The 12801-nt window shown below is 47.5% G+C and carries 9 protein-coding genes; 6 read left to right on the forward strand and 3 right to left on the reverse strand.

The window, feature by feature from the left end; genetic code table 11:
• The first annotated feature begins 1561 nt into the window (after positions 1-1561).
• The 3 genes from AC1MDE_RS14660 (at position 1562) to AC1MDE_RS14670 (ending at position 5732) form a co-directional block, all read left to right on the forward strand.
• Complete coding sequence (locus AC1MDE_RS14660) at positions 1562-2764, forward strand: AAA family ATPase (protein ID WP_097119789.1); 1203 nt, start codon at positions 1562-1564, stop codon at positions 2762-2764.
• Between the two features lie 35 nt (positions 2765-2799).
• Entirely contained in the window at positions 2800-3735 is a 936-nt protein-coding gene (locus tag AC1MDE_RS14665) for a ParB/RepB/Spo0J family partition protein (protein WP_479397771.1), read from the forward strand.
• Positions 3736-4679: 944 nt separating this feature from the next.
• Complete coding sequence (locus tag AC1MDE_RS14670) at positions 4680-5732, forward strand: RepB family plasmid replication initiator protein (protein ID WP_479397654.1); 1053 nt, start codon at positions 4680-4682, stop codon at positions 5730-5732.
• A 1154-nt stretch (positions 5733-6886) separates the two neighbouring features.
• Here AC1MDE_RS14670 and AC1MDE_RS14675 read toward each other — a convergent pair.
• Positions 6887-7309: an NUDIX hydrolase gene (locus AC1MDE_RS14675; protein WP_479402140.1), complete on the reverse strand. Its 423-nt coding sequence runs from the start codon at positions 7307-7309 to the stop codon at positions 6887-6889.
• 231 nt (positions 7310-7540) lie between these two features.
• Here AC1MDE_RS14675 and AC1MDE_RS14680 point away from each other — a divergent pair, with 231 nt between their 5' ends.
• Entirely contained in the window at positions 7541-9274 is a 1734-nt protein-coding gene (locus AC1MDE_RS14680) for an ABC transporter ATP-binding protein (RefSeq protein WP_480344760.1), read from the forward strand.
• Here AC1MDE_RS14680 and AC1MDE_RS14685 read toward each other — a convergent pair.
• Positions 9271-9441, reverse strand: coding sequence for a hypothetical protein (locus AC1MDE_RS14685; RefSeq protein ID WP_480344761.1), 171 nt, complete (start codon positions 9439-9441; stop codon positions 9271-9273). The genes AC1MDE_RS14680 and AC1MDE_RS14685 overlap by 4 nt on opposite strands.
• 254 nt (positions 9442-9695) lie before the next feature.
• Between AC1MDE_RS14685 and AC1MDE_RS14690 the strand changes: the two genes are divergently transcribed.
• Positions 9696-11267, forward strand: coding sequence for a sensor domain-containing diguanylate cyclase (locus AC1MDE_RS14690; RefSeq protein ID WP_479397656.1), 1572 nt, complete (start codon positions 9696-9698; stop codon positions 11265-11267).
• Between the two features lie 59 nt (positions 11268-11326).
• Here AC1MDE_RS14690 and bdcA read toward each other — a convergent pair whose 3' ends face one another.
• Positions 11327-12040, reverse strand: coding sequence for an SDR family oxidoreductase (gene bdcA, locus AC1MDE_RS14695; RefSeq protein ID WP_480344762.1), 714 nt, complete (start codon positions 12038-12040; stop codon positions 11327-11329).
• Positions 12041-12117: 77 nt separating this feature from the next.
• Here bdcA and AC1MDE_RS14700 point away from each other — a divergent pair, with 77 nt between their 5' ends.
• The gene (locus tag AC1MDE_RS14700; protein WP_479397658.1) at positions 12118-12708 is read left to right on the forward strand and encodes a TetR/AcrR family transcriptional regulator; all 591 of its coding nucleotides are present in this window, start codon (positions 12118-12120) and stop codon (positions 12706-12708) included.
• The last annotated feature ends 93 nt before the right edge of the window (positions 12709-12801 follow it).

Consider the following 12801-nt stretch of genomic DNA (forward strand, 5'->3'; position numbering starts at 1 on the left):
GCTGGACGCTGGACGCTGGACGCTGGACGCTGGACGCTGGACGCTGGACGCTGGACGCTGGACGCTGGACGCTGGACGCTGGACAATACATTATTACCGTTAATAACCTAATGTGAAGTAAAAACCCTTCAATTTAATGATTTTCACACCACCGAAAAACAAACTTAAGCAGTTGAATAATAACAAATAACTCCATTTTTTCAGGCTGAAAACCACCATACACCTCAGCCAAATTCAAACTTTTTTCTGCATAGAGTGTATTACTCCCTTGGCTTCAACCTAATCAAAAGCTGATATCTTTCACGTGCTCAATTCTACTTGTAGCCCAGAAGTTTTGAGAGCTAATTGTTACCACCTAAAATATCTAAAATTATCTACATTCCTAGATAAAGCCTCACTGTTAAAGTTTTCCTCTCAATTACATTACGTGCATTATGCTTCTCAGATTCAGATTCAGATTCAGATTCAGATTCAGATTCAGATTCAGATTCAAGTGTCAGGGTTGATAAAAGTCTTCAATCAAATCCTAATCAAGTTAACCGTAAGGAAATCCAAGTTTGAACCACCAGAACATTTCTGATTCTGGAAATCGAGGGCTAGATGTACTTACGTAATGTTGTGCACAAATTAGTTTGTACACAACAAAATCAACGCGAACTGGAATAAAAAAGCCTCGAGTCTCATCAACAGATTTTAATCTATACAAGGTGTGGTGTGGTGTGGTGTGGTGTGCATTGAAACACTCGTGCTCACAATGGTGGCAATACTAACGCCATATCCAGATGAATTTTAATTGTCACTTAAATTAACCAGATCAAGAGTTAGCACATTCATACACTGAATTATTCTGAGTAATGTGTTTTTCAAAACTGAATACAGAGAAGAAGTTCACATCATTGGTGTGAGCTAAATGTGTAGTAGATGTACTTTGAAATTAAAATGTTTTATAAAATTCATTCAGTGTTTAGCGAGTGAATAAATAAGTGAGAATGACTGCGTATCAACATTAGTTACTTTTCTAAGAGTGCAGTCACGGCTTGTAGCGCATAATTTTAATCAACAGCGTTAACTGTCATTATTCAAAAGAATTATAGGAAGGGAAGGGAAGGGAAGGGAAGGGAAGGGAAGGCGTATTTTGTATGACGATCGCATGTGGGTGATAATACGCAAAATCACTGCAATCTCTACAACCATTTTTATACCAAAGCTCGTGTAGCCTCATATTGTCAACTTCATCTTGCCGATGAAAACGCCGGCCAACCATTTCATCAATCAGCTTGACCATCAACCCTGTTTTTTCAATAACTCGGCTGAACACCTTTTGTTTAAATATCGTGCTAAGTACGATAGGGTAGGGGAATTGATTGAAACATGACTTTTATGAATTGATTGGTTTGGTGAAAGTTTTAACTACATAACATATTGATTTAATTAAAATATATTTATAAAGACGAAAATCACTCAATCTTTAAAAAATCCACTTTTATTGATTTTTACCTAAAAACTGGCATGCGGAAGCTTTTTTAGTACAATACAACAAATCATTATTATTGAGGTGCTTATGAAGCGTGATTACGGTGACGTGTTTGACATCGCCAACCGTGCGAATGGCATGCTGCACGGACTCAGCAGCCATATCGAGCAGCAGCGTCAGGAATTCAATCAACAAGGCTACTACCATACCTTTACACGTAATGCCGTCGCTAACCTCCCCCTGCTGAGTAAGCACGCGGTTGCCGCCGCAATCAGTGAGATGGAAGAGGCAGGATATGAATTCGGCAGAAAGCAGACGGGCAGCACTTCTCAATATGCGATGAGCATTCAGAATGTTGTCGATATTTATAAGCATCGCAAGGTGCCTAAATATCGCGACAAACATAAAGATCCCTTCGTTGTTTTTGTGGTGAATCTCAAGGGTGGCGTATCCAAAACTGTCACGACCGTTACCCTGGCTCATGGTCTGCGTGCTCACCCAGGCTTGCTGCATAATGATCTGCGAATTCTGGTGATTGATTTGGATCCGCAGGCCTCCAGCACCATGTTCCTCAGCCATACCAACAGTGTCGGTTCGGTGCTGGAAACGGCTGCACAGGCGATGCTGAACGATGTCAGCACTGAGCAGCTGCGTGAGCAGTTTGTGAAACCCACTGTGATGCCAGGCGTCGATGTGATGCCCGCTTCGATCGATGATGGTTTTGTCGCCAGCGACTGGGATGCACTGGTTGCTGAAAATCTACCCGGCATCGCTCCATCGGAAGTCCTGCGTCGCAACGTCATTGATCGTCTGGCTGAAGATTACGATTTTATCTTTATCGACACCGGCCCGCATCTTGATGCCTTTATGCTCAATGCCATTGCCGCGAGTGACTTACTGCTTACGCCGACACCGCCGGCACAGGTTGATTTTCACTCAACGATGAAATACCTGACGCGACTGCCGGAAATGCTTGAGCGCATTGAGAACGAGGGGATAGAGCCAAGATTGAAAGCAAATATTGGCTTTATGTCGAAGATGACCACCAAACACGACCACATTACGTCTCATAGCTATGCACGTGAGGTGTTCACAAAATCGATGCTGGATGCGGTATTACCCCGTTTAGATGGTTTTGAGCGCTGCGGTGAGTCATTTGACACGGTGATCAGCGCAAATCCGACTTCGTATCCAGGCAGTGCCGATGCACTCAGAAAGGCGAAACAGGAAGCCGAGAATTTTTCACGCGCTGTATTTGACCGCATTGAATATATCAGGAGTACCAAGTGACCGAACCCAAATCACTCAAAAGAATTGGCCGCACCATGGGCCAATCCCAGATGTCGAGCTTTATCAACAGCGGCAATCAGTCACGCGTATTCACTCTGAAGTCCGGTAACACAGCGACATTCAGCCGCCAGCTCATTCCCAGCGGTGAAGTGGAAAGCAAAACCTTTGTTGACGCGCAGGTGAATGGGCGAGACCAGTCAGCGATCACTGAAGAATCAGTAAAAGACATTACGCGCACCATTGAGTTGCAGCAGTTCTTTCCGGCAATTGGCCGCCTGGTGGATGGCCGCATTGAAATTATGGATGGTTCTCGTCGTCGTGCCGCTTGTTTGTTTGCCGGAACGGGCCTCGAAGTTCTGGTGACCGAGGATGAAATTGATATCAGTGATGCCCGCCAGCTGGCTGCGGATATTCAGACAGCAAAAGAGCACAATCTGCGTGAACTGGGTCAACGTTTCCTGATGATGGAAGCGCAGGGCATGAACAAGACCGAGATTGCGAAAGCAGAAGGGATCTCAAACGCCAAAGTGACGCGTGCATTTCAGGCTGCGTGGGTTCCTGCTGAATTTATCGAGTTAATACCGGTCGTTTCCGACCTCAGCATTCCGGACTACAAATTGCTGCTGGATGTGGCAGAAGAAGCGAAAGCAGAGGGTGTGGCGGTTAAAGAGGTTGTGGCTCAGGTCAAAGCGCGAATGGATGACGATCAGGCGCTGCACAAACTGGCTTCCGATGATCAGAAAACCCGGATCCTGTCGTTTTTCACCACTGCTAAAAAGCAGCTGGTTAAGCCGGTGAAAAACAAGAGTGTCACCACAGAGAAGTTTGGCCATTTCTCAGATCGTACCGCTTACGCTAAGCGCAAAACTAACGCAGAAAAACGCCATGTGCAGTATGAATTCCACCGTTTGCCTGCCAATACGCTGGAAGAGATCGATATTGCTATTAAGGCGATCCTTTCCAAGTCTTGATCCGGCTCCTTCATACAACGCAAATCCAAAATGGACGTGATTTTCACGTCCTTTTTTTACTGTTCCCAATTTTCAGTAAGGCACGTTCGGTTGAATCTGTGCTTCTAAGCGCTTCAGCAGCGTTCAAATCCATTTAAGTTCAATTATCGTATCTGGCAAGCCTAAACCTCTCAACGCGCGAAAAGACCCTGTACAGGCTGAATTTACGAACATCTGATTGATGATCGTGTTTTTACCAAAAGCTGGGCTCATCCAGGCCAACAAGTTATACAAGGGGATCTTTTCTCGGGATCGACAATCAGAATTGAGCGAAATCACCGTATTCCGGCTGAAACCTGCTTAACAGTCTCATTTAACGATGATTTTTATCCTCTTTATCCACAGGGTAGATCCAATTATTCGATCATAATGAGATCCCATTGAGATCAAAGAAGATCCCGGATCGCTGCAGGCCTTGGTATGACTGGGCTGAGAGGGCCTTAATAACCGCTATAAGGAGTAAACTAACCGCTGTGGAGAGGGAAATAACCGATGAAATGAGTGAAACAACCGATGAAGAGAGTGACTGATAACCGCTGTAGTGAGCAGAGAATGATGAAAGCTGTGTGTAACTGCTTCTGCTGTGCATAACTCAGTTTTATGCAGCGTGATTGGCTGAAGATCAGCCGGCGTTATCCAGAAAAGGTTATCCCCATTATTCACTGACCCGATCCAAGAAGAGATCCTCATAAGATCATAGAAGTTCCTAACAGATCCCCACTAGGGTTAAAGCCTTGTGCCACAAGCCCTGAGGAGATATCGCTAACCGCTATAAAGAGTAAACTAACCGCTATAGAGAGTAAATTATCCTCTATAGAGAGTAGTCTAACCGATGAAGTGAGTGCTAGTATCCGCTATAGAGAGTAAACGCGCGATGTCCCTGTGTATAAACCGGATCCTCGAAAATGTCGGAAAATGAGCTAAAAAACAACAATATAGTTGAAGCCTTTTCAGAAACAGATAAACGAACTGGCGAACTGGTTGTACTTACCCCCAACAGAGATAACACTGTTCAACCCGTTGCTTTAATGCGATTGGGCCTGTTCGTTCCTACGTTAAAATCGACCAATAACCGTAAAAACGACACGACAGCCGTCACTGATGTCACGAACGAGCTTAAGTTGCTGTCGCTCGTTAAATCAGAAGGTTATGAGAAGATCAGGATCATTGGCCAGCGACTCGATATGGACAATGATTTCAAGACGTGGGTCGGGATCATTCACGCGTTTGCAAAGTACAACGTCACCAATGACAAAGTCGTTTTACCCTTCGTCGAGTTCGTCAAACTGTGTGGCATTCCTTCCTCTCGATCTTCAGCCAAGCTGAGGGAGCGACTGGAAGCTTCGCTGATCCGCATTGCATCCAATACCATCCAGTTCGGTACTGCTGACAAAGATGAACTCTATGTCACGCATCTGGTGCAATCCGCTAAATACAGTGTCAAAAAGGATACGGTCGAGCTTCAGGCCGATCCCAAGCTGTTCGAGCTGTATCAGTTTGATCGCAAGGTATTGCTGCAGCTGCGCGCCATTAACGCTCTGGCTCGTAAGGAGTCCGCTCAGGCGCTTTATACCTTTATCGAAAGCCTGCCTCCAAATCCGGCGCCCATCTCCATGGCGCGCCTGCGACAGCGTCTAAATTTGACATCTCGTCCCATCACGCAAAACGCGACCGTACGCAGGGCGATGGAACAACTCAAAGACATTGGTTACCTTGATTACACTGAGCTAAAACGCGGTAGCTCCGTAGTATTCCACATTCACTATCGCCGGCCTAAGCTCAAACCTGCAGAGCTGCCACTCAAGCTGCCGGATATTCTCGAAGATGAGCTGGAGCTGGATGATCCTATCGAGACCAATGAGGTTGCTGCTGCGAGCGAACCGCAGGGTGAAATGGTGATGCTGTCAAAAGCGGAGCTGAAGATCCTCGAGGAAATCCGCAAAGGTAAAGTGAAGTAGTCTTCTGAATTACCCCCATTTGATAACCGCTATAGAGAGTAAGTCCTCTCTATAGCGGTTATTTGCTGCTGCAATCCACTTCGCTCACCTACCACATTCACTGCTATCAAGACATTTGTGACCCAGTAACCACTATAGAGAGTAGGCCTGTACTCTCTATAGTGGTTATCTGGAAGTCGCTCACAATTTGCACCATTCTCAGCCAAAACCCGCAATGTGACTGCTTTCAGTGTGATAGAAGAGGGGAGTGCTGGTGTTTAGTCGTCGTGGAATGATCCAGGATCGTTGCCAGGTTTTAATAACCACTATAGAGAGTAGGTATGTGCTCTCTATAGTGGTTATTCGACGAAGTGACGTTATCACTTCTATCTTGTTGAGTTATCTCAGGATTATTGAGGAATATTTGTTCAGATAACAGTGTGATTTATGTTCAATATCGCCTAAAGCACAACACTTATTGCTTTATTATCATTGGGTTATTCACTTTTACTGCCGAAAACTGCTTTTCCTTCTCTGTATATCCACTATAGAGAGGAGTTACTCACTACAGTGGATAGCATTGCTGGTGGCATTGATGAGCGGCTCAGCCTGAGATCCTGTTAACACCTACGCGATTGCGGGATTTTCGCAGCCTGCAATAACCGCTATAGAGAGTGGGTTTGCTCTCTATAGCGGTTATTTGGTTTCGTTTAATTATCTTAAGAATATGATTTATAGTGTTTATTTTTGATTTTTGATTTTTTGGCTAACCGCTATAGAGAGTAAACTTTTAAGTAATGCCCATATCGGAAGAACTTGAAGATCCTATATCGATCGCAAGATCGTTGATTTGCAGGGCAGAGGATCAAACATCCACTATAGAGAGTAACTACTCACTATAGTGGTTATGTTTAATCTAACCCCCTGGTGATTACTAACCTCGCAAGGCTTGTCAATACTGGTGTTAGTGGTTACTAACATAAAGGTGAAGAGCGCGAGTGCACAGGAACGGGTAATTGTCATCATTGCAGCGCGTTAGGGTATGATGGAGTGGTTTACTCTCTATAGTGGTTGTTCCACAGGATCGAGTCGCACCACGCGATCCTGATCAGGTGTAGATCCCCTTCATTTCACGTTTGCTCTCGCTCATCATGACTGGCTGGCAATAGGTAGACTCAGTGAGCGCTTTGGCCTGCGTTCAATATGAGGGGGAGTATCTGCTGGCCGGTGAGCGGCGCTAATGGCAACGAAGCATTCTCGGAAGGATGGAGCCAGGCGATCTCTTCAATCTCAGCCGTTGGCGTAATCGTTGTGGTGGGTGCAAGAACAGTGAATATTTCGGCGATAAGCGTGTGCCCAGGCTCATTTGCGGCTGTGTCAGTGAACTGGCCTACATATTGCGTATCCTGCTCGGTGACATTGATTTGCAACTCCTCTTTGAGTTCACGAATCAATGCAGCCACAGGCCGTTCAGTCGACTCAATTTTCCCTCCGGGCTGCATGAAATAGCGGGTACCGCGCTTGCGAACCAAAAGTACTCGCCCCTCCGCATTGATCATGATTGCCGCCGCAATGCGGATAACCTTGTCTGCGATCATCTTCATCCTCCATTCTTTGTTACTGCGCCTTCGCACCAGTTCGGCGGAAGGGAGGGGGAGTATAGCTCAAGTGAGAATGGTTATTAATTACATGTTTGATAAATCTTTTCGCATTTCACCACTACGCGCTGCGAAGTGGATGTGAGCGATTAGTGTAAATGAATTTCATTCTCAACTATCATTGTTTGCGACCCGCATGATCCATTCCAACTGCAACAAGGGAGGCAGTCAGTGTTATTGGCAATCAGGTACGTCTTTGCATCCAGCCCACTTCGTATTACTGCACTTATCGCTATCGTCCTTCTTCAGGGCCTGATACCTGCGCTTAATGTCTTCATGACAGGAAAGATAATTAACACACTTCATGCGCCTCAAATCAGTGACCATGCACTGATGTTCAGTGTTGCTATCTGGTGTCTGTCTTTGTTGGGTATTCAACTGATGACCCCGCTGGTGAATCTCATTCAGGGTGATGTCATGGAAATTTCGACCAGCCATTTCAGCGCAAATATTATGCGCAGAATGAATGAATCTTTCACGCTAAGCCTGTTTGATAACAAGGAACGTTACGAACAGCTGGAATTTTTGAAAAAAGAAGCCGCCTACCGACCGCTTAATTTCATCATTTGCATTATTTACTCATTTAGGGCCGCCGTTATGGCTGGAAGCTTGCTACTGGTGCTGGTTGCGTATTCAGGGATTGGGGCGGCCATTTGCGCCTTGTCCGTATTACCGATGATTATCATTAATATCCATATCCAGAAAAAATACGTGCATGAGTTATACAAAAACTCTAAGGACGCAATTGCAATGCGTTACGTTTATGGCGTTAGCATGGATAAAAGCTTTTTACAGGAAATTCGACTCTATGGGCTGGGTAGTTATCTGCTAAAAAAGTTCTCAGGGTCAGCATTTAATACCTATCAACGTATGCACCAGCAACGCGTCAGGGCGCTAATAACGCCCATTCCCGCCATGCTGCTTAGCCTGGTGATGCTATTTGCCGGGGTGTATCTTTTCCTGAGCAATCTGCGCAGCAGTGATATCGCGGTGGGTGCGTTAGTGATGGTGTTTCAGTCCATTGTGATGATGAAATCGCATCTGGATGAAATTGCGAATTACGGTGCCAATCTGACATCAATGGGCAACTTTTTTCATAGTTACCACTCCTTTATGACTGAGGAGATTGAGCCCGTAACAAACGGCCAAAAATTACTCCCCGATAACACGCCGTTCTCACTCAGTATTAAGCATCTCAGCTTTGGTTATGAAGGCCGGAGTAAGAGGGCCTTAGACGGCATTGACCTTGAGATTAGGGCCGGTGAGAAAGTGGCGATCCTGGGGGATAACGGAAGTGGCAAGACCACGTTGATTAAAATGCTGCTTCGGATGTATGCCTATGATCAGGGTGATATCAGCGTTTCCGGTGTTCCGCTGCAAAGTCTGGAGATTGACGGTTACCGTCAGCAGGTGGCAACTGTGTTTCAGGACTACGGCAAGTATGAATTTACCGTCGGTGAGAATATCGCACTGAGTCAATATGACACAGAAGCGCATTCCACTCAGGTTGAAGATTTACTCAGTAAAGTCGCGTTTCCTCATCCGCAGCAGACCCGACTGGGTAAACAGTTTGGCGGTGATGAACTTTCAATCGGGCAGTGGCAAAGGCTGGCGATCGCGCGTGCGTTGTACCGTAAAGCCAATCTGTTCATCTTTGATGAGTTTTCATCCTCGCTCGATCCAGAAACTGAACATCGCCTGTTTAATGAAATCCTTTCACTCGACACGACGGTTATCGCCGTGACTCACCGTCTGGGAAATATCAAAGAGTTCGACAGAATCGTGGTCATGGCGGAGGGAAAAGTGATCGAAAACGGAAGTTTTGCTCTGTTGATGGGTCAACAGGGCAAGTTTTATAATATGTGGCACGCTCAGTTTAAATCGGTCATTGCTGAATCGGACTAATGCAATCGTCGGGAACTGATTTGAGAGAGACGCCAGTTCATGCTGTTAATCCGCTGCGCCATCAAAATGCTTTTTTCATCAGGTTGAATAATGATGGCGCGCTGATTTGAATATTTTAGACCGGTCATCGATTGTATCTGGCTTGTTAAGCCGGTCAGATTCATCATGGTTCCTTTTTAAGAAACTTAATTATGGCATTCTAAAAATATTCACTGAAATACAAATCTTATTCAAACGCTCTTACGCAATGTCCTTCTTCATCCTTCCTGATATCTATTTGCAATCATTTCTGAACGTTATCAACACTGAGCAGCAGGAAATATCCTGGAGTTCAGCCGTTTTGGCGGGTTGTGTCAGCTAAGCTTTCGCATTTCTCTTTATCTGCTTAACTGAATGCTGGATAAAGATGATGGGGATAAGGATGGATAAAAAAGACACGCGCGAACAGGCAGGGCTCCTTTATCACTCCCTCATCAGAAGTATCACGCTTGCAGGCATTGTGCTTATCGCTGCGGTGTTAGGTATTAGCATGTGGACGCTGCGTCAGGACTGGAATGACACCGTCAGGCAGAGTGAAGAAACGGCGACGAACCTGGCGCTGTCGCAAGCGCGGCAGGCGGAAGATACCTTCTTGCAGACTGAACTCGCGATGCGTGAAATGCAGCGGGACGTGGAATCGCAGCTGGTGACCGGTATCAATAGCCGCAATCTGAACCGCACCATGCGGGAGCTTCAGGGGCGATTGCCACAGCTGCACGGCCTTTTCTATTACGACGCTCAAGGCAAATGGATTGCCACCTCTGCATCGCAGATACCGACAGACATCAATAACTCCGATCGCGAATACTTTAGGTTTCAACGCGACAATCCGCGCAACAGCATTCATCTTGGTCCGGTGATCCGTAGCCGAAGCACCGGTGATCTGGTGATCCCCGTCTCACTTCGCATCAGCGATGCGCTGCGCGGGTTTCAGGGCGTTTTGCTGGCTACGGTGAGAGTTGACTATTTCCGGCACTTTTACGCTTATTACGAGATGGGGCCTAAGGACGTACTGGTGTTAATGCTGGCTGACAGTTCCGTGTTATACGCACGGCCGATGCCTGATAGTTTTATCGGCAAAGACCTCTCTTCCAGTCATCTGTTTCAGCAGATGCTGCAGGTCACAAATCGTGGAAGCGGGCAGTGGACCTCGGCTCTTGATGGCAAACCGCGTATCTTTGGTTTTGCACGATCGGATCGTTACCCGCTGGTGGTTGCAGCAGGGTATGACACGCATAGCCTGTTCATTAAATGGATGAAGGGACGCGTACAGGATGTGTTGCTGAGTCTTGCACTATTATCCGCCATCGTGGCCATGGGCGTATTCGTGCTACGTCAGGCCAGACATAGCCTGCATTATCAGCTTGAACTGACCAATCTTCGTGATGAGCTGAGCGCAGCCAACCATGCGCTGAACAGACTGGCGCATGCGGATGCGTTAACGGGGCTGGCGAACAGACGTGCATTTGATCGCTACCTTGAGGAGTGCATCCTGGCTGCTGACACGCATAACGAGCCGGTTTCGCTGGTGATGATCGATATCGATTATTTCAAACGCTATAACGACACTTACGGCCATGTGGCCGGGGACGAATGCCTGAAGCGTGTGGCGCAGGCGATAAACGCCATCTCTCTGCGCGGTACCGATATGGTGGCACGATATGGCGGAGAAGAGTTCGCCATCATACTTCCCGGTGCTGATATTGAACATGCAATGGCGGTGGCCGCTGCTGCTGTGCAAACTGTACGTGAGCAGGACATCATCCATGACTCGTCTCTGTTAGCTTCCCAACGGGTGACGCTGAGCGCGGGATGTGCATCGCTGAACACTGAGAGAGAAAATCGCTCGGCTCAGTTGTTGATCAGGCAGGCCGATATGGCGCTCTATTCCGCTAAGCAGGCGGGCAGAAATCAGGTGAAGAGCGATGAGTCATATCTGAACACTCACAGCTGAAAGAGCAAATGCAGCCAGGTTTTAGTGGGGCAACCTGGCTCAAATTCATCGATGGCATCTTACGCGCCAAATCCGCCATCAATCGTGTGCATAGCGCCTGTCACGAATGAAGCTTCCGGACCGGCAATCCAGGCAACCATTCCGGCCACTTCTTCAGGTTTACCGTGACGCTGAATGGCCATGAAACTGTGCATCAGCTCCTTCATCGGGCCGTCTGCCGGATTCATATCGGTGTCGACGGGACCTGGCTGGACGACATTCACCGTAATACCACGTGGTCCAAAGTCTCGTGCCAGACCGCGCGCTAATCCCTGCAGGGCCGATTTGCTGACGGCATAGGCCGCGCCGCCTGGCATTGGCATCCGGTCTCCGTTGACGGAACCAATGACGATAATGCGACCGCCTTCTGGCATCTGACGGGCGGCTTCCACCGCAGCGTGATAAGGTGCGTGAATGTTGATGCGGAATAAGTGATCTATGGCATCGCTTTCCAGCTTTAACGCATCACCAAAAATTGCCACGCCAGCATTCACCACCAGCACATCCAAAGGCCCGGAATCGCGTACCAGCTTGGTCACGGCATCGCGATCGGCGCTATCCGCTTGAACCGCTTTACTGCCCGTGTCTTCCGCCAGTTTTTCTGCCACTTCGCGCGAGCCGGCGTAACTGAACACCACCGCAGCACCTTCGGAGACAAAACGCCGCACGATGGCCGCACCAATGCCCCGACTACCGCCCAACACCAGTACCGATTTGTTAGTAAATACCGCCATCAGAGTATCCTCAATTGTATTGTAGTGGTCATTACAATATTATTGAGTCAGTCAGGTTGTCAAAGGATTATGTAGTGATGACTACAAAAATCAGCCGTACGCCAGGCCGCCCACGCAAGTTCGATGCGGAACAGGCGGTATGCATTGCACAGAATTTGTTTCACTCGAGTGGTTACGACAGGGTGAGTGTGGGAGATTTGACCAAAGCCTTTGGCATCAATCCGCCCAGCTTTTATGCCGCCTTCGGCAGTAAACTCGGGCTTTATCGGCTGGTGCTTGATCGATATGCCCAAAATGGCGCTATCAGTTTCAAAGCGCTTTTGCGTCACGATCGCCCGGTGGTGGAGTGTCTCTCTGCGGTACTGGATGAAGCTGCAAGTCGCTATGCTGCCGATCCAGAAGCCACCGGATGTCTGGTACTAGAGGGTATTCATTGCGACGATCTCTCTGCGCGTGAGGTGGCCTGCGGTTTTCATACAGCGGCCGAGAAGATGTTCCATGCCTATATTGCCGAGCGCTATCCAGAACAGGCCGTGCGAATAACCGATTTTATGGTGACGATCATGTCGGGCTTGTCAGCTCGCTCACGGCAGGGCGCGAGCGTGCAGCGTTTGCGGGAGACAGCGCGCCTGGCGGGTCAGATGTTAGTGCAATTACTTCCGGTTTGAGGCGGCCACTGCTGTCGTTGCTGACGCAGTTAAGAAATGAACTTCTGTGTTTTTGCGTTCAAAGACGGCTGGCGTAAAAGCTGCAAAGTCCGT

The organism is Pantoea folii, from assembly GCF_056678875.1.

Bases quoted from the DNA above. Each gene is read 5' to 3' on its own strand.
- AC1MDE_RS14660 (WP_097119789.1), top strand. From the start codon at position 1,562: ATGAAGCGTGATTACGGTGACGTGTTTGACATCGCCAACCGTGCGAAT.
- AC1MDE_RS14665 (WP_479397771.1), top strand. From the start codon at position 2,800: ATGGGCCAATCCCAGATGTCGAGCTTTATCAACAGCGGCAATCAGTCA.
- AC1MDE_RS14670 (WP_479397654.1), top strand. From the start codon at position 4,680: ATGTCGGAAAATGAGCTAAAAAACAACAATATAGTTGAAGCCTTTTCA.
- AC1MDE_RS14675 (WP_479402140.1), bottom strand. From the start codon at position 7,309: ATGATCGCAGACAAGGTTATCCGCATTGCGGCGGCAATCATGATCAAT.
- AC1MDE_RS14685 (WP_480344761.1), bottom strand. From the start codon at position 9,441: ATGATGAATCTGACCGGCTTAACAAGCCAGATACAATCGATGACCGGT.
- AC1MDE_RS14690 (WP_479397656.1), top strand. From the start codon at position 9,696: ATGGATAAAAAAGACACGCGCGAACAGGCAGGGCTCCTTTATCACTCC.
- bdcA (WP_480344762.1), bottom strand. From the start codon at position 12,040: ATGGCGGTATTTACTAACAAATCGGTACTGGTGTTGGGCGGTAGTCGG.
- AC1MDE_RS14700 (WP_479397658.1), top strand. From the start codon at position 12,118: ATGACTACAAAAATCAGCCGTACGCCAGGCCGCCCACGCAAGTTCGAT.